Origin of the sequence: Paenibacillus sp. RC67 (assembly GCF_030020805.1) — a bacterium.
Taxonomy (GTDB): domain Bacteria; phylum Bacillota; class Bacilli; order Paenibacillales; family NBRC-103111; genus Paenibacillus_S.
This window is the reverse complement of sequence record NZ_CP125098.1, coordinates 344,664-361,456: the sequence shown is the minus strand read 5'-3', so window position 1 is coordinate 361,456 and position 16,793 is coordinate 344,664. Positions and strand designations below refer to the sequence as shown.

The 16,793-nt window shown below is 47.6% G+C and carries 17 protein-coding genes; 4 read left to right on the top strand and 13 right to left on the bottom strand.

Translation table 11 applies throughout. The annotated features are described in order from the left end of the window. Positions 1-103: 103 nt before the first annotated feature. Complete coding sequence (locus tag QMA13_RS01660) at positions 104-1,165, bottom strand: N-acetylmuramoyl-L-alanine amidase (RefSeq protein WP_282939086.1); 1,062 nt, start codon at positions 1,163-1,165, stop codon at positions 104-106. Between the two features lie 124 nt (positions 1,166-1,289). After that, complete coding sequence (locus QMA13_RS01655; protein WP_282939084.1) at positions 1,290-2,735, bottom strand: M14 family zinc carboxypeptidase; 1,446 nt, start codon at positions 2,733-2,735, stop codon at positions 1,290-1,292. A 331-nt stretch (positions 2,736-3,066) separates the two neighbouring features. Between QMA13_RS01655 and QMA13_RS01650 the strand changes: the two genes are divergently transcribed. Then, positions 3,067-3,474 (top strand): DUF6855 family protein, encoded by a 408-nt coding sequence (locus QMA13_RS01650; RefSeq protein ID WP_282939082.1) that lies wholly within the window; start codon positions 3,067-3,069, stop codon positions 3,472-3,474. A 151-nt stretch (positions 3,475-3,625) separates the two neighbouring features. On the opposite strand, the gene QMA13_RS01645 is transcribed toward QMA13_RS01650, so the two are convergent. The 5 genes from QMA13_RS01645 to QMA13_RS01625 all read right to left on the bottom strand — a co-directional run bounded on the left by QMA13_RS01645 (position 3,626) and on the right by QMA13_RS01625 (position 9,178). After that, positions 3,626-4,825 carry a trans-sulfuration enzyme family protein gene (locus tag QMA13_RS01645; RefSeq protein WP_282939080.1) on the bottom strand — a complete coding sequence of 400 codons (1,200 nt, stop codon included), beginning with the start codon at positions 4,823-4,825 and terminating at the stop codon, positions 3,626-3,628. Positions 4,826-4,858: 33 nt separating this feature from the next. Then, a complete protein-coding gene (locus QMA13_RS01640; protein ID WP_282939079.1) occupies positions 4,859-5,695 on the bottom strand; it encodes a carbohydrate ABC transporter permease in 837 nt (278 codons plus the stop codon). Then, positions 5,695-6,627 (bottom strand): carbohydrate ABC transporter permease, encoded by a 933-nt coding sequence (locus QMA13_RS01635; protein ID WP_282939078.1) that lies wholly within the window; start codon positions 6,625-6,627, stop codon positions 5,695-5,697. Before QMA13_RS01635 ends, QMA13_RS01640 begins: the two co-directional genes overlap by 1 nt. Positions 6,628-6,694: 67 nt before the next feature. Then, positions 6,695-8,017 carry an ABC transporter substrate-binding protein gene (locus QMA13_RS01630; RefSeq protein ID WP_282939077.1) on the bottom strand — a complete coding sequence of 441 codons (1,323 nt, stop codon included), beginning with the start codon at positions 8,015-8,017 and terminating at the stop codon, positions 6,695-6,697. Positions 8,018-8,506: 489 nt separating this feature from the next. Next, positions 8,507-9,178 (bottom strand): FadR/GntR family transcriptional regulator, encoded by a 672-nt coding sequence (locus QMA13_RS01625; protein WP_282939075.1) that lies wholly within the window; start codon positions 9,176-9,178, stop codon positions 8,507-8,509. Positions 9,179-9,359: 181 nt separating this feature from the next. On the opposite strand from QMA13_RS01625, the gene QMA13_RS01620 reads away from it, so the two are divergent. After that, positions 9,360-10,460: a PRK06851 family protein gene (locus QMA13_RS01620; protein WP_282943202.1), complete on the top strand. Its 1,101-nt coding sequence runs from the start codon at positions 9,360-9,362 to the stop codon at positions 10,458-10,460. Positions 10,461-10,734: 274 nt separating this feature from the next. On the opposite strand, the gene QMA13_RS01615 is transcribed toward QMA13_RS01620, so the two are convergent. Further along, on the bottom strand, positions 10,735-10,911 hold the full coding sequence (locus tag QMA13_RS01615; protein WP_282939074.1) for a hypothetical protein: 177 nt from the start codon (positions 10,909-10,911) through the stop codon (positions 10,735-10,737). Between the two features lie 330 nt (positions 10,912-11,241). Further along, positions 11,242-11,691 carry an SRPBCC family protein gene (locus QMA13_RS01610; protein WP_282939072.1) on the bottom strand — a complete coding sequence of 150 codons (450 nt, stop codon included), beginning with the start codon at positions 11,689-11,691 and terminating at the stop codon, positions 11,242-11,244. A gap of 130 nt (positions 11,692-11,821) precedes the next feature. Here QMA13_RS01610 and QMA13_RS01605 point away from each other — a divergent pair, with 130 nt between their 5' ends. Then, positions 11,822-12,616, top strand: coding sequence for an AraC family transcriptional regulator (locus QMA13_RS01605; protein ID WP_282939071.1), 795 nt, complete (start codon positions 11,822-11,824; stop codon positions 12,614-12,616). A 72-nt stretch (positions 12,617-12,688) separates the two neighbouring features. After that, the gene (locus QMA13_RS01600) at positions 12,689-13,624 is read left to right on the top strand and encodes an aldo/keto reductase (RefSeq protein ID WP_282939070.1); all 936 of its coding nucleotides are present in this window, start codon (positions 12,689-12,691) and stop codon (positions 13,622-13,624) included. A 73-nt stretch (positions 13,625-13,697) separates the two neighbouring features. Here QMA13_RS01600 and QMA13_RS01595 read toward each other — a convergent pair whose 3' ends face one another. From QMA13_RS01595 to QMA13_RS01580, 4 genes are all read right to left on the bottom strand, one after another. Next, positions 13,698-14,444 carry an amino acid ABC transporter ATP-binding protein gene (locus QMA13_RS01595; RefSeq protein ID WP_282939069.1) on the bottom strand — a complete coding sequence of 249 codons (747 nt, stop codon included), beginning with the start codon at positions 14,442-14,444 and terminating at the stop codon, positions 13,698-13,700. 14 nt (positions 14,445-14,458) lie between these two features. Further along, the gene (locus QMA13_RS01590; protein WP_282939067.1) at positions 14,459-15,118 is read right to left on the bottom strand and encodes an amino acid ABC transporter permease; all 660 of its coding nucleotides are present in this window, start codon (positions 15,116-15,118) and stop codon (positions 14,459-14,461) included. A 72-nt stretch (positions 15,119-15,190) separates the two neighbouring features. Further along, positions 15,191-15,979, bottom strand: coding sequence for an amino acid ABC transporter substrate-binding protein (locus QMA13_RS01585; protein ID WP_282939065.1), 789 nt, complete (start codon positions 15,977-15,979; stop codon positions 15,191-15,193). A 370-nt stretch (positions 15,980-16,349) separates the two neighbouring features. Next, positions 16,350-16,760, bottom strand: a complete 411-nt coding sequence (locus tag QMA13_RS01580) for a hypothetical protein (protein WP_282939063.1) — start codon at positions 16,758-16,760, stop codon at positions 16,350-16,352. Positions 16,761-16,793: the final 33 nt, after the last annotated feature.

Genomic DNA, 16,793 nt, shown 5'->3' with positions numbered 1-16,793 from the left:
AAGGTAACCGCTCACCAGTAAATCTTTTTAATTTTATCAGCAAATAAGCCGTGGATATAAAGAAGGAGCCACTTAGGTGACTCCTCCATAATCCATTCAAGATTCAGCTTGCGTTCCCTATGGAAATCCACATGCTCCCCATCCACGTTTCTATTAAATACCAGTCGTTCCACTGTGCGTGTACATTTATGTTCTGTGCAGTTAGCCGCCCTGCCGAGTTCGTATCTGAGGGACTTCTATAGAAAGGAGTGTCCTCGGAAAGCATGGCTTGTTTGTCTACAAGCTTTACAGGGAAGGCCTCCTGTCCGAGATAGACCCATTTATCTCCAATCCAGGTGCTCACTTTGCCCCAGCTGCCTTTTGCAGCGGAAAGCTGCACGATTTGCGGAGAAAGGGCTACTTGGGTACGGATCATTTTTCCATTCGAGAAATCGAACAATTGGCTGTTCGCCCCCAAGTACACTTGAGACTGCCCTTCTACTTCCGGTTCGTCAGCTAGGGAAGACAATACCTGATTGATACCTGCGGTAATACCGTTAGTTAATCGATTCATATAATCCGCATCAGATAATTTCTGATCTTCTTCTGGGTTCGTCATAAAGCCCATCTCTATTAGAACGGAAGGAACGGTCGACCAATTGAAGCCGGTCAAATCCGAACGCGGAACAACGCCTCTGGATACGGCTCCTGTTGCAGCTATCGCTTCGTTCAGGATTACGCCTGCCGCATCCTTGCTTTGGGCAACCCATGCTTGATTTCCCTTGCTCGATGCCGGGTACAGCACGGAGATGCCTTGAGCTTTCGGAGAGTTATCTCCATCCGCATGGATTCGTACTGCCAAATCCGCTTGGACGTCGTTGCACTTCTGTGCCCGCTCTATGTTGGAAATGTCCACCTCATGGGTTTCCCGGGTCATAACTACCTCATAGCCTAGCTTCTCGAGCTTGTCCTTCAACTGCAGGGAAGCCTCCAAAGTCAGGACATATTCCGGTTTCTTTGTCTTGACTCCCCTAGTTCCCGAAGTCACCTTTGCCTTCATTTCATTCGAATCCGGAGAAGCTGGCTCCAGAGCATTGTTGCCATACAGCTGATGGCCCGGATCCAAGCAAACGACTTGTTCGTTAGGCGTCTTGGCGCTGACTGGCTTTGCCCCCCAACCAACCACTGATCAAAAGCACAGTCGCTAGAACAATAAAGCTCATTTTACTGCGAAAAATAGCTGTCATGCCTTCCCTCCTCTTTAGATCTTTCTATCTTTCAATATACCCTCGCATATTTCGTATAAATAGCTACTTCTGCTGCTGAATCCAACCGTCACCTAACCACGTCCGAATTAATATCCAGCCGTTCCAGCGCTCCAAAGCCTGCACTTCCTGTGGATTCAAATCGCCAAGCCGTACAGGATTCTCCTCAATCGGATATTTATAAATGGACGTTGAACTACTTAAGCTTATACGCTCCTCCATTTTTTTGCTATATCCTTTTAAGAACGGGGTATGATTCAGCCGTATCCACTTCGGACCAAGCCAAGTAGGGACACGATACCAATCCCCAAGATGAGCATCGGATTTCACGTTCCCCTTGCCCAGCTCTCCCCCAACCGGAAACGACTCATTGGGCCGATTATAGAGCTGTACCGGCTCCAGCAGCTGAATGTTTTCCTCGACCATCTCCATTGGATAGCGCTCCTGCCACAGCTTATACCCTTCCGAAGCCAAGTATAACCCGATATTCTGATTCTCGCTCCATATGTCGGTGAAGGTCCAGAGCGGCAGCTCGGTTTCTTCTTGGTACGGTCCTAATTCCGCTGTAAACCCAGGTCGTCCGAATTGCGCGATAAACCAATCGGTGAAGCCACCGCCCGAAGGATCTTTGACCGGTTTAACTTGACTGTATCCTGTCATTGCGCTGATGCTGTCTGCCATCTTCTTGTCCCTAGCCATATGTTCGGGTGCCGTGTTGAAATACCAATATAACACTTCGCCGGAGGTGTGGTAGGAAAAGGCGATTTCCGGGTCGATCTGATATGTAAAATGGATCATGCTAGTTGCTTCTGCGGTTTCCGCAGGCTCGGAGCCTTTATAATTCTTGAACATCGGATACTTGGGAGAATTGACAATGCCTGTCCACATGGCAGGATACTGCCGATTAATATCGATCCCGCTCGCATTCGCCTTCCAGCGTTTAAAATTATCACTCCCGCCGTTCATGCTGAGCATATAATCACGATAATATTCCGGAAAAGCATCCAGCCCTTTCTGCTGAAGGGTCACGCCGTCCGGATTCACCATTGGAACAAACCAGATCGAGCAGTGATCCAGCAAATCGCGAACAACATATTTATCGTATTTCATATTATTTTCGTAGGCATAAGCATAGCGGTCAATCATATAGAGAATGAGATTGGTCCCCATCCATTCCCTGGCATGCTGAGACCCGTCAATGAGGACGGAGGCTTCCCCTTTACCCAGTTTGACGGCTTTAATGTCCCTCCCAAAGTCAGTCGTCCCGATCGATTTCACTTCGATTAATCCAGGATAAACAGCAGCCAGCTTATTCATCTCCTCCGACATCAATTCATACGAATACTCCTGATACGGGTAGACAATTTCCTTGTTTACCGGTGTGGAATCGGAAGCAGCTCCTGAAACTGCATGTGTACTACCAAAAATAAGGCTGATCCCTAGTACAGCTGCTGCTATGCTATGCTGCCTACTCTTCTTTCTCTCTATCATCAAGCTTCTCTCTCCTATAATCGTCGATGTATGATCTGTATTCCGTGGGAGGAATTCCCTATTATGCAAATCCATTTTAATAGATACATAGGGAAATTACTATAATTTGGTCGATATTTGTCGGATGATATAGCAGAACAGAAGCTGATGGAAAGGTATACTGGTCATTCCACATGAAATTCTTAGATTACAAAAAAACATCGACCGATTGGGCGATGTTTTTTTGTTTTATACTGCTACCTCCCTGTGTGTTGATGTCAGTCGGACTCCAACACCTCTTTGTGATATGCTGTACCCGTGGATAAAAAATAAAAACCAAAGGGGTACTGATATGTCGACAGCAAAGGGGACCAAAGAAAATCCATGGAAGTTAAAGACACCTCCTCAAACCTCCGAATATGAAATGTATAAGGATGAAAAAAATGGCCAAGCCATTATCGTGTGCATAGTAGGTAAAACCGTCTTGCATTACGACTATCGCTGCATAGACGACCTATACGCTATGCTAAAGAAGCATGGAGACTGGATTGAACTAGGAAGCGCTGATGAACAGAAACCAGCAAAAGAAGGTACGGTTGAAGCTTGGGGGCGTTCTCCTGAAAACCCGCTAGGCGGTTGGTACGGTTTAAAAAAAGGGTTTCGTGGCAGATTCGGCATGTACGTCCCTCCTTTGATGGAGGCATTAGGGCTTGCGGAAGTCGAACATAATCCAAGGAACAATCGTATGAGGGCTCTGTAAGGAAGATATCTCGTTTACTGTATAACGCAAAAAGGCTGTCCTACTCATCTGGAATAGGGAACAGCCTTTTCGGTATATTTCCATTAATCGTCCATACATTAATCTGGTTAGTCATTTATTGACTGAATCCAAGCCGAATCCCCTTCCCCTTTTAAATGTCCAACCCATGACTAGCCTGCATGATATCCTCTATCAGCACCTGAGGATGCTCCAACCCGATATACAGCCTAACTATGGAGCCTTGTATGGATTCGTAGCCGGGAACCGACCGGCCCACAGTAACCAGACTCTCATACCCTCCCCAGCTCACACCGATCCGGAAATAGCCGAGCCTGCCGGCCCACGCCTTCATTTCCTCAGGCGGCAGGTCGGTCTCGAAGGAGAACAGACTGCTGGAGCCGTGCATCTGCTGCTTCGCCAGCTCGTGCTGTGGGTGCGAAGCAAGTCCTGGATGGTTAACCTTCCTTACAAAAGGTAGCTGCTCCAAATGTCGCGCTACCGTGAGTCCGTTCTGCTCCAGCTTCTCCATCCGCAAGGGCAGCGTCCGCAAGCCTCGCATGGTCAGGGACGCCGAGTGCGGCGTCATCACGCCGCCAAGCAGCAAGTACTCGCTGCGATTGATTCGACTGATCGTTTCTTCACTCCCGATCAGTACACCTCCGATAATATCGCTGTGGCCTCCGATATATTTGCTGATGGAATGCAGTACAAGGTCGATGCCGAACTCGAACGGATTTTGATAGCAGGGCGTAGCCCATGTATTATCAATAATCGTCACCGCTCCAATGCTACGTGCCAGCTCCGCGCAAGCGCGCAGATCCTGAAGCCGGAACGTTTGCGTTGTCGGGCTTTCCAGATACATCACCCGTGTATTGGACCGCACCGCCGCTTGAAAGGCATCCATAGACGTTCCATCGACAAAGGTCGTCTCCACCCCGTATTGCGTCAGGAACACGCTCAGCAGCTCCCGTGTCGGGCCATAGGCTTGATTTACACATATGACGTGATCCCCCGACCGAACATGCGCCATGATCGCCGTCGAAATAGCGGCCATTCCCGATGCGAAGCACCTCGCCTTCTCTCCTCCTTGAAGAGCAGCTAAGCGTACTTCCAACTGCTGTACGGTCGGATTATGTCCGCGCGAATATACTGGGATATCGCCATTCCCCGTCATGGCCCGATCGAATTCTTCATAGGTAGAGAAGGTGAATAAGCTGTTCTGGTAAATGGGCATCACGACAGCACCTTGATGCTCATCGTCATGTGGATCATGAGCCACTCGCGTGCTCGGATCGACAGCACGTCGAGGAACGTTATCCTCGTCTTCCATCCTTATTTGGTTAGAGTCCACGGGAATTCCCCTTCCAATGGTTTTGTCACTGCACTACCCTTTCACCGCTCCCTGCGTCAAGCCTTCCACGATGAACCGCTGGCAAATTGCGAACAGGATGACTGTCGGAATGACGGACAGCACGGTTGCGGCAGACATAGAGCCCCAATCGATGTCGAACTTGGTGATGAACGAATTCATGGCGACAGGCAGCGTCTTCGAGCTCTCCTTATCGATGAACATAATGGCCATGAACAGCTCGTTCCAGTTCTGCACGAAGGCAAAAATAAACGTAGCCGATATGCCCGGCATCATAATCGGAACGATAACCCGGAACAAAGCGCTCATTCTTGAGCAGCCGTCCACCATAGCCGCTTCCTCCAGACTTGCCGGAATGCGCTGAAAAAATCCTCTCAGCATAATCGTACAGAAGGGAACCAAGCCGACCGTGTACATGAGAATCAGAGCCCCCTGCTTATTCAGAAGCCCCATCCTGGACATCATCCAATACAAGGTACTGAAGCCAATGAACAATGGCACCATTTGCGTAATGAAAAAAGCAAGCATCAGCTGACGGCTACCGCTGAACGTAAACCGCGCCAGAACATAGCCGCTCAAAATGGTCACAACCAGCACGATGGCTGCTGAAATGAGCGAAACCACAAGGCTGTTGCCGATGTAAATATGGAATTTCGATATTTTAAAAATTTGCACATAATTTTCTAATGAAAAGTGCTTCGGCCAATATTGGAGAGGCAGTGTGAAAATTTCGTTTCGAGGCTTCAAGGACGTAATGACCATCCAATATAACGGAAACACCATGAACAGCAAATACACGGCAAGAACAACGGTTTTGCCTACTTTTCCGGGTAAAGTCATTCGTCTGTTCATTAGAAATCACCTGCTTTTTCCGCTTTCGTTGCAAACAGATAAAAGGTCGTAAACAGCAGCAGAACGGCGATACAGATGATACCGATGGCGCTCGCCTGCCCGTAGTCACCGGCGAAAATAATTTTATCCAGCATGTAAGTCGTCAATATATGGGTGGACCCAGCTGGTCCGCCGTTGGTCATCCCATAGATCAGATCGGGGAAATTGAAAATCCAAATGACTCGCAGCGCCGTTGTGGAAATAATCGTAGGCATGATGTACGGAATGGTGACCTGAAACAGCTGATTGAAGCTGCTCGCCCCATCCATCTCCGCTGCTTCGTACAGCTCAGAGGGAACCGATTGCAAGGCGGCCAGCAGCATTATGGCGAAGAACGCTACTCCGTACCAAATGTTCGCAACGATAACGGAGAACATAGCCCAATTCGGATCCGATAGAAAGCCGATGCGTTCCGTAATGAGACCAAGCTTCAGCAGAAGGTCGTTAATGACGCCGATCTGACCGTTAAACAGCCAACGCCATATGATGCCGATGAGAAATCCGGACAATGCCCAGGAATAAAAGACAAAGCCTTGATAGATACCGCGCCCCGGGAAGCTTCTGCGCATCAACAGCGCCATCATGAACCCGATCAGAAACTGCAGGACGAGCGAGATGACCACCCACATGACCGTATTAACGACTATCGTCTTGAACTGGGCGGCTCCCAGCACGGTTTGGAAATTTTTGAACCCTACATAATGGACATCAGTTAAGTTAAAGAGCGAGTAATTTTGGAAGGCTACATTGATGCCTCTAAGAATAGGAAAGTAGGTAAATCCGAAGACGAGGAGCAATGTGGGAAGCAAGCATAGGAAAATAAAGGTCTGCGTACGATTGAGCCGAAACGGCCTTCCCCCCTCCCGTAACGGCTGTGCAACACGTGGTTTCATCTGAGGTCCCTCCCATAATAGAGGTGACGGGCAGCACGAGGTCTACCCGTCGTTCAATTGGACTGGCTTATTTCCCCTGCTTTTTCTCATTCACCCAGTAGGCATCCCACTTTTTCAAAGCGTCGTCGATCGACATTTTTCCGAGAAGGATCGCCTGAGCGTCCTGCTGGACGACATTTCGCCATTCACCGAAGCCTTTATAATCCGTTTCGGGCTTATACGGTATGTAATGGGCCGTATCGTTCGCCATGTCGATATAAGGCTTATAAGCACCTTCCTTGAAATATTTATCAACGGACGCGCTGTTATGAATCGGAATGACACCCGCTACTTTGGTGAACACGGCATTTTGCTCCGGACTGGAGATGAATTCAATCAGCTTCCACGCTTCCTTCGGATGTTTGGAATAGGACGTCACTCCCCAGCCTGCAGCTCCTACCTTATAGTGCGAAGCCCCAGTAGGACCTGTCGGCATCGGTGCGGTAGCCCAGGTGCCCTCCTTCAGCTTTTGCTTCACGGGATCAATAGTGTCAGGGTCCTGAATGAGCATTGCGGTAGCTCCGGATACGAACCCTTGGACCTGCTCCGCAAATGCCCAGTTCACGGAATCCTTCGGTGAACCGTCCTTGTACAAGCTCACGTACAGCTGCATCCCCTGCTTCGCTTCCGGGGTACTGAAGATGGTTGCGCCGCTTTTTAGGAACATCGTATCATCCGTATTCACATTTTTCCCGTTGTAATCGCGGAGAAGATCGACGATATAGCCGTCCGCACCGGAACCTCCACGGAACGAATAGCCGAAGCGATTGTTCGCTGGATCCGTCAGCGTTTTGGCAGCTTTACTCAAGTCCTCCCACGTTTTTGGTGGGGTCAGACCTTTTTGATCGAACCAGTCTTTTCGGTAAAACAGCATTTTCTGATAAAGTCCATAAGGGATGTAATAGGGCTTTTGGTCGATATAGTTGGCCATAGCAATTGAGTTGGCATTGAGGTCTTTGTAGTTGCTCCAAGAGGATGTATAAGGGGTTAAATCGGCAATCCATTTGTTAGTGACGAACTGCTTCACGGTTACGTCACGTACTTCCAGTACGTCGAGATCTTCCTTGGCCGCGAGCATAGTGGATATTTTATTATCTGCGCTTTCCAGTGGAGGAGAGATGAGTTCTACCTTGATGTTGGGGTTTGCGGATTCGAAGCTGGCGATCATTTTCTTAATGACATCCGTTCGGGCAGGACTGGTTAAGCTTTCAATCATTTTCAATGTGACGGTTCCGGAGCTAGCGCCCCCATCCGTCGATCCCTTCGTATCGCTGCTAGAGCAACCGCTTAATGTGCCCGCCGCCAAAACCGGAATCAGTGAAACGGCCACCCATCGTTTTGTCCCCTTCACACTACCAACCTCCACTATGGTTTATTTTCTATACAAGACTTGAGTCTGATATAGTCCCCCGCTGCCAATACGTGTATTACGGAAGCTCTTGCCCATGTGATTTACTACCTGTATACCTGTATGATAGCAGTGCTTATAGATTGCTATCCTTCGTATGCAAGGACGTCTAGTAGGTTATGAGAAAACCTCTATCGATGTATTTTCATAGAAGTGTGACCGCGTTCAATGGTTGGTTTTATCGCCAATAGGAATGTTCTTCATTACGATAACGCTTCAGTGAACTCAGACTGTCCTATGTGGTAAAAAGGTTCTTGTCCAGCGACACCTATATACCTGTATGACAGGTTAAGGCGGGCTAATTATCCAAATCATAATATGGGGATTGGACGAAGTCAATAGGGATTTGTTATGTTTCTTAACTCGGTTTTATGCATTGTAAGCGTTTTATCGAATTTTGTAGAATGTTGATGTAATTTAAATTAACATGTATTATACATTGCGAATTGCTTGCTCCATGCTGTTCATCAGTTTATTGAGTTCTTCACAAGCTTTTGTCGGATTCCGCTCCACAATCGCGTCGAATAAAGTCTGATGAAAGGGAAAACTATCATTAAATATTTCTTGTCGCCCGAGAGGGGCATTCCAGAATACCGCGAACAACTCCCAGACGGATTCAACCAAGCTTTGCAAAATCGGATTGCCTGCAGCCTTATAAATCGCCTGATGAAACTTCATATCCGCTACCGAGCTGCCGGGCCCTTCCGTTACTTCAATTTCGTGGAGATAATACCGCATTTCCTCCATTTGCTCTGGCGTTGAGCGCTCTGCCGCTAGTTGTACTGCAAGCACCTCCAGTGCCCTTCGCACTTCCATTAGCTGCAGCAGAGCCGACTTTTCATCTTCGATTTTGATTTTGGCAGACATCTGGTAGTGCCCTGCTTCCTTCACATAGATTCCCTTGCCGTTTACGACTTCGACCACATCGGTCGCTTCGAGATAACGGAGCGCTTCCCGCAGCGAGGAACGGCCGACTCCCAGGAGCTTCATAATGGCATCGGCAGAAGGAAGCTTGTCGCCCTGCTTCAGATCCCGTTCTCGGATGAATGCCTTCAACTCATCGGCAACCATTTCATGCATCCTGAGTTTATTAATTTTTTTCATGCGTCAGCTCTTCCCTTCCTTCTCCCTTGGACAGCAGGTTTTTAGTTCATTATAGCAATAATAATTGGGAAAAGAACCCTACTTATTTTGCGCCTAACGCAAATTAGTCGCACCTTTTCAAAAGGTCGATAATACGATGAACTATGCAACCATGACATTAGCCCAGAAAGGTGTGTCCGAAATGACAGGAAACGTCAAAAACTTTTTTGCAGGCGGTAATACAGCCCACGGCTTCACGAGTCTTTTTGACTCTTCATTGCAAGGATTGGATCGTATTTATATTTTGAAAGGCGGGCCCGGGACTGGAAAGTCCAGCTTGATTCGCTACATCGGCGATCACTTGGCTAACAATGGGCACGACATTCTTTTCATACATTGCGCCTCGGACAGCGATTCATTGGACGGACTGATCGTTCCAGCTCTTAAGATCGGCATTGTCGACGGAACGGCTCCTCACGTCATTGAACCTAAACTGCCCGGTGCAGTAGAGCAGTACGTTAATCTTGGCGAGGCTTGGAATGCAGCCGAACTGAATGAGCAGCGCGATTCTATAGGGGCTTTGAACTATCAAATTAAGCAAGCCTATGAACGTGCTTACGCTGGCTTCGCTGAAGCGCTCCGTATTCATGACGAGTGGGAGGCTGTATATTTTGAGACGATGGATTTCGCTGCGGCCGATGAGCTGACCGATGAATATAAAGATATTTTGTTCGGTGACCTCAAGCTGGAGAAGCTAAGTCGGGTGGACCATCGGTTTCTCGGCGCGGCTACGCCTGCTGGAGCCGTCGATTTTGTCCCCAATCTGACGGAAGGCTTACCACGGCGCTTCTTCCTCAAAGGCCGTCCCGGCTCCGGCAAATCGACTATGCTGAAAAAGCTTGCAGCTACAGCTATCGAGCGCGGCTTCGACATCGAAATTTATCACTGCGGCTTCGATCCGAACAGTCTCGACATGATCATCGTTCGGGAGCTCGGTTTCGCTATATTCGACAGCACGGCTCCGCATGAATATTTTCCGGAACGGGCCGGGGACGATATCGTCGATATGTACCTTCGCTGCATCAAGCCGGGAACAGATGAAGCCAACGCAGAGGTGCTAAGCGGTATCAAAGAGCGGTATACTTCTCAAATGAAGCAGTCCACGCAGCATTTGGCTGAGGCGAAGTCCTTTCATGATCAACTGGAGCAGATTTATGTTCAGGCTATGGATTTCCGGGTCGTGGACCGCATTCGCGAGCGTATTTTGCAGGAGATTTCCGAGTTCACGGTTTTGAGTGATTGATTGCCATACTTGAGAAATCCAATACACTGAAAAATGGATAAGGTGGGAGGTGGGGTATCCCCTGGAGGAGCGAAGCGGGCCTGAAGGGGTTATCCCACCGGGATACCTAGTCCATTTTTCCCCATTTGTTTTTATCTTCTTGACAACCCCCGGAAGCTGCCCACCAGACATACGTGCTGGGAAAACCGCCGTTATCCAAAGGTTTTTTTACTCTCACTAAAAAAAAAGAACCTGACGCTTCATGCGGTCAGGCTCCCTGCTATAGGAACAAGAGTTATTTTTTTCGGCTGGCATTCAATTCGTATTTGTTTCGGTGAAATTCTTTGACCATATCCTTTAGAAAAATGGATTCTTGCTCGCTCAAGCCATGCTGGTTATTTTTATTAACCAAATTCCCGATATGGCGTTTCAAAATTTCACTCCGACGTCCTAACAGCTCCTCATGATTCAACTTCAGTCAGCTCCCTGGTTTTGTGGTTTCTCTAGTTTGTTTGTTTATATTAAGTATATCAAACCGGATTTTTCATGAAAAACCGGATACAAGCACCCTACACCCGATATTTCCCCTTATTTCTTGATCATATGGGGACAAAACCATCAAGACGAAAACTTCCTGCCCTATTCTCGTCGTTATTAACTCCTTCACCGCATTAACGCGTTTTTCCACTCGACAGCCTTCCCCTCTTTATTCTAAATACAGCTTTTTCCGTGGCTTCCCAAATTGTATAATGAGAAAAGAACGCCCCTAAGGACGTCCTTCTCTACAATGAATACGGCTTGTCTACCAGCCTAAATTTAAAGTTTTCCCTGTTTCAGCTAATGTCTTGATATTGCTCAAGATCATCCACCAGCTATTCGACGTATTTGAAATCGACGGATGATTGTCGCTCCATTGATCGTTGACTAAGGTCAGCTTCGTGCATTCCCCGACCGTTTCCAGCGTCATCGTAATCCTCGACTCCAACTCTGCATGATTCGGATAGTAAGATGGACCTGGGTGTTCGAGGCAGCTCAACAAACGGTTCGGTTCATAGGCCAATATGGTGCCGTAAACATGAACGGTCTCATCCCCATCATTACCAGGACCTACATATTGGAACGGTTCCCCCACTTGAAAAGTCGATTGCAGCTCACTGCCAAAAAAAATCTTTCGTGTTCCTTCTGGTGTCACAAGAATCTCCCAGACTTGTTCAGTTGCAGCTCCAATATAAAATTCGTATTTCAGTTCCATTATCCCACTCCTTTATTCCAAGTAATGTGCTTTAATGTAACTATAGCTTGTCCCGTCAACCAAGTATTGTAAAAACGCGACAGCAGGACCCTTCATTCTTATGACCTAATATGAGCAGGAGGAAGCATTCATGACTCAGCACATTCCCAAGCCCAGTATGGGTATTCTGAATTTAGATCAAGCCAAGTATCATCTCAACCGATACACACCTTCTGAAGATATCGGCTTCTTCGTCAAGCATTTTTGGATCGTCAGCTGGGATTTAACAGGGCAAGAGCCTTATTTGCAGAGTGTGGTTCCGAACCCTTGCGTCAATCTCATCTTCGAGCCCGGCAAATCAGCCGTCTATGGAGCTGCCAAACAAACTTACTCTATTCTCCTTCAAGATAAAGGATGTGTGGTAGGAGCCAAATTCAAGCCCGGTGGCTTTTATCCGTTTATTCAACAATCGGTTTCCGAGCTTCTCCAGCGTCCTATGGAAATTTATGACCTATTGGGTATTGAAGCTAGGACTGCAGAAGAGTTGATCTTATCCCAGACCGAAGAAACAAAAATGGTTGAGTTTGTCGAAAGCCTCATTCGGCCGAAGCTGCCCGAACGGGATGAGAATATCATTCTGATTAATCAAATCATCGATCGGATTGCGGGGGAGCGCGAGTTCACCAAGGTGGATCAAGTCACGGAATGCTTCTCCATAAACATAAGGAAGCTGCAGCGATTGTTCGAGCAATACGTTGGTCTTAGCCCCAAAACCGTTATCAAGCTGTATCGGCTCCAAAACGCAGCGGAGGCTATGGATAGAGGCCATCAACTGGATCTGCTGGAGCTTTCTCTGAAGCTCGGCTATTACGACCAGTCCCATTTCATCAAAGACTTCAAAGCTACTGTTGGCAAAACACCCGAAGCCTACACAAAACAAGCTTAATATTCTTAATTTCCTATCGGCTTAAATAGGTATATAATTAAAGTATGCCAAATAAAGGAGATGACTTATTGTATGGGTGAGCAAACACGTATCGGTAAAACGGACTTATATGTAAACCGTATTGGGCTTGGAGCCAACGCTGTTGGCGGGCATAATCTGTTTCCTCATTTGAATGACGACACCGGCAAAGAAGTCGTTCGAACCGCATTAGCGCATGGCATTAACTTCATAGATACCGCATTTATTTACGGCCCGGAACGATCGGAGCAGCTGATCGGGGAAGTATTGAAAGAAACCGGTAAGCGTCAGGACACCGTCATTGCAACCAAAGCCGCACATAAGTTTGTCGACGGCAAGGTCGAGATTGATAATTCTCCGGCATTCCTAATAGAATCGGTACATAGCAGCTTGAAGCGTCTGCAGACCGATTATATCGACTTGTTTTATATTCATTTTCCTGATAAAACGACACCAAAGGATGAAGCTGTTGGCGCATTACAGCAGCTCAAAGCCGAAGGCAAAATCCGCGCTATCGGCGTTTCTAACTTTTCTATTGAGCAGCTTACTGAAGCTAACGCCAAAGGACAAGTCGATGTGCTCCAGTCCGAATACAATCTGTTCCGACGGGGAGTAGAGGAAGCTATCCTGCCCTACACCGTAGAGCGTCATATTTCGTTCGTTCCTTATTTCCCACTGGCATCCGGTTTGTTGGGCGGTAGATATACTAAGGATTCAACATTTGAGGATGGCCGCTCCAGAAACCCATTGTTCCAGGGTGAGGCCTATATTCGCAATCTGGACAAGGTGGAGCAGCTTCGCGAAATCGCCAACGGTAAGCAGGCTGAAGTCGCCCATGTCGTTCTCGCTTGGTACTTGACCCGCCCATCTATCGATGTGCTTATTCCCGGAGCCAAACGTCCGGAGCAAGTCATCAACAATTTAAAAGCGTTAGATGTGCAGCTAACCCAAGAAGAAATCGAGAAGATCGATCATATTTTCAGAGATTAGATTTACATATTAACTCATTCGAGGATAGAAAAAGCACCGACCTTGAGGTCCGTGCTTTTTTTCAACTTTATGGTTACTTCAGGCTATGGTTCAAAAACGCCCTTGTTCGGTCGAACTGCGGAATCGTGAAGATCTGCTGAGGCGAACCCGACTCGATGATTTCTCCCTGATCGATGAACATCACGCGGTTAGCCACTTCTTTGGCAAACCCCATTTCGTGAGTTACAACGATCATGGTCATGTGTTCTTCGGCCAGCTTCTTCATTACCTGCAGCACCTCACCCGTCAGCTCAGGGTCCAAAGCAGAAGTAGGCTCGTCGAACAACAGAATGTCCGGGTTCATCATTAAAGCCCGGGCAATTGCAACGCGCTGCTTTTGCCCGCCGGAAAGCTTGGAAGGGTATTGTGCCTCCCGTCCGGATAGACCGACCTTAGCCAGCAGCTCCGAGCTGCGTCTTCCGATGTCTGCAGCCGATTCGCCTTTAACAACTTTCGGAGCAAGCTCCAAATTCTGCTTAACGGTGAGATGCGGAAATAGATTGAAATGCTGAAATACCATACCCATCTTGGCCGTTATCCGCTTAATGTCCTGAGGCTTGGAGTACACCCCGTTCTCTACAAGCATCTCCCCGTTTATCGTGATGGTGCCGCCATTGATTTGCTCGAGATGGACAAGACTTCGGAGCATAGTACTTTTACCCGATCCGGAAGGGCCGATGACTGCCACGACATCGTTCTTATTGACCTCAAACGACATTTGCTTCAGCACGTCCAGTGTGCCGTAGGATTTTGTAAGATTGGTTACTTCTATGATAGCCACATCAGCCAGTCCTTTTATTCAAATTTAAATCTTCTTTCCAGCCATTTGAACAATGCGGTTAACAACAACGTCATGATCAAATAGATGATACCCGCTACGAAGAAAGGTACAATCGTGAAGTCACGATTCACCACCGTCTGGGCATAGTGCAGCAGGTCCGGAACCGCTACGGCATACAGGAGCGCAGTATCCTTGATGAGCGTAATCGATTCATTAGACACCGAAGGCAGGACGACCCGAAACATTTGAGGCAGGATGATTCGCGTCAAAGTCTGCCACTTGCTGAACCCCAGCACCTGGGAAGCCTCATATTGCCCCTTATCGATAGCCAGCAGACCGCCGCGGAAAATCTCCGCGAAATAAGCCGCATAATTCAAAATAAACCCGACGCAAGCCGCGGTAAAACGATCGAGCACCAAATATTCACCGATTCCCGGCAGCATCGGCAACCCGAAGCAAATGACCAAAAGCTGCAGCAGCAGCGGCGTGCCACGCATGATATAGATATAAGCGTGGGCGAACCCGGATAACGTCTTGCTGCTGCTTTTGACTGCCAGCGTGAGCAAGAAACCAAACGGAATTGATATAACGATGGCAATCAGAAATAGAAGGACCGTCATTTGGGCGCCTTCCAGCATAGGCTTAACCATCGAAATCCATTTATCTAAAGACATAGAAAACTCCCCCAAAAAGCAAAACGGGATTTCCACAAGAAGAAACCCGTCCGCTTATCTTCATCCGTTCAATTACTTCAATACTTTATCTTCACCAAACCATTTTTGCGAGATCTTCGCCGCAGTGCCGTCTTGATTCATATCATCCAGCGCCTTTTGCAGCTTCTGAAGCAGTGCCTCGTTGCCTTTTTTCACGCCAATTCCGTATTCTTCAGGCGCCAGCGATTCATTCATCAGCTTGAAGGTGCCTTTTTCCTTGGACATGTAGTAATTAATGACAACTTCATCGATAACGACTGCATCGACACGGCCGATCTTCAGATCATTAAGCGCCAGAACGTTGTCTGAGTATTCCGTTGCATTTTTAACCTTGGATTTGATCGGGCTTTCATTCAAAGCATCTGATGCAGAGGAAAGGGATTGAAGTCCTACGACTTTGCCAGTCAGATCATCCAGCTTAGAGAGATTCGATTTGGCCAAAGTCACAACCACTTGTGCGTTTTTCAGATACGGCTTAGTGAACAACACTTTGGATTTACGCTCATCGGTAATGGTGTAACCGTTCCAAATCAGATCGATCCGGCCGCTGCTCAGCTCCGATTCTTTGGTTTTCCAATCAATAGGCTGAAATACAGCTGTGGAACCCATCTTCTCCACTGCCGCTTTCGCATAGTCAATATCAAAACCGACGATTTCATTCTTCTCATCCCTAAAACCTAACGGAGCGAATTTATCGTCAATACCAATTACTATTTTTTTGCTGTCCCCAGAAGCGGAAGAAGAATCTTTCGCGCCGGAGCATCCGGTAAAGATAGATACTGCTGCGGTGATGACTAATGCCATAGCTGCTAAACGTTTCATACAAATGTGAACCACCTTTTACTATTTTTGCTTTATTACGTTACCACTTTATCAAGATCTAAATGATATCACATTTCCGCAAATAGTGTCGATACTTGTCGAGGTAGTTAGATTATTCCATTGGGGTGAATGGGAACTCTTCGTGAACTTTATAGAGGTACTTTCCTATTAAATAGAAAAAGGAGTACCGATTGGGTACTCCTGCGTTGTTGAGAAACCTATTATTACAGAAAATATGGCGATAGGTGGGGTGTCCCCTCTAGGAGCGGCAGCGGCTGGAGGGGGATATCCCACCGAAATGCCACATATGCATATGCATCTGGATCTCCACCAGTTTCTCAACTAATCTGAAGGAGCCCCTCGGTACTCCTCAGTCTACCCGGCCTTCTAACACCCTTTTCAACGTTTCCATATCTCGCCAAACCATACCCTGATCTTCCGCAAACTTCTCATCCGACATTCCCGGCAGTTGAAATGCCGTAAACAGCACCTCGCTGCCAGAGCCATTTGCAACAACACGCATCGACACCAAAATTTCGTCACCTGACAATGTGCCTACGTAATGGTCCAGCACACCGTAGTTGTTCTTTGCCACAAAACGTATGGTTGCTTGTCCTTCCGGCGTCTCCATAATCCATCGTTCCCCTGACTCTCGAATCGAAAGACAAAAGGAGGTCGCCCATTCAGGAAAGTTACTCAAGTTGTGCACGTATTCGTACACCTGCCCAGGCTCGTGTTGTATTGTCACGCTCAGTGTTTGTGAATGATATATTGCAGCCATGTCACCATTCTCCCTTTCATACAAAGTGATAAT

Bases quoted from the DNA above. Each gene is read 5' to 3' on its own strand.
- QMA13_RS01640 (WP_282939079.1), bottom strand. From the start codon at position 5,695: ATGAACAGACGAATGACTTTACCCGGAAAAGTAGGCAAAACCGTTGTT.
- QMA13_RS01580 (WP_282939063.1), bottom strand. From the start codon at position 16,760: ATGGCTGCAATATATCATTCACAAACACTGAGCGTGACAATACAACAC.
- QMA13_RS01635 (WP_282939078.1), bottom strand. From the start codon at position 6,627: ATGAAACCACGTGTTGCACAGCCGTTACGGGAGGGGGGAAGGCCGTTT.
- QMA13_RS01590 (WP_282939067.1), bottom strand. From the start codon at position 15,118: ATGTCTTTAGATAAATGGATTTCGATGGTTAAGCCTATGCTGGAAGGC.
- QMA13_RS01650 (WP_282939082.1), top strand. From the start codon at position 3,067: ATGTCGACAGCAAAGGGGACCAAAGAAAATCCATGGAAGTTAAAGACA.
- QMA13_RS01610 (WP_282939072.1), bottom strand. From the start codon at position 11,691: ATGGAACTGAAATACGAATTTTATATTGGAGCTGCAACTGAACAAGTC.
- QMA13_RS01655 (WP_282939084.1), bottom strand. From the start codon at position 2,735: ATGATAGAGAGAAAGAAGAGTAGGCAGCATAGCATAGCAGCAGCTGTA.
- QMA13_RS01620 (WP_282943202.1), top strand. From the start codon at position 9,360: ATGACAGGAAACGTCAAAAACTTTTTTGCAGGCGGTAATACAGCCCAC.
- QMA13_RS01625 (WP_282939075.1), bottom strand. From the start codon at position 9,178: ATGAAAAAAATTAATAAACTCAGGATGCATGAAATGGTTGCCGATGAG.
- QMA13_RS01600 (WP_282939070.1), top strand. From the start codon at position 12,689: ATGGGTGAGCAAACACGTATCGGTAAAACGGACTTATATGTAAACCGT.
- QMA13_RS01585 (WP_282939065.1), bottom strand. From the start codon at position 15,979: ATGAAACGTTTAGCAGCTATGGCATTAGTCATCACCGCAGCAGTATCT.
- QMA13_RS01605 (WP_282939071.1), top strand. From the start codon at position 11,822: ATGACTCAGCACATTCCCAAGCCCAGTATGGGTATTCTGAATTTAGAT.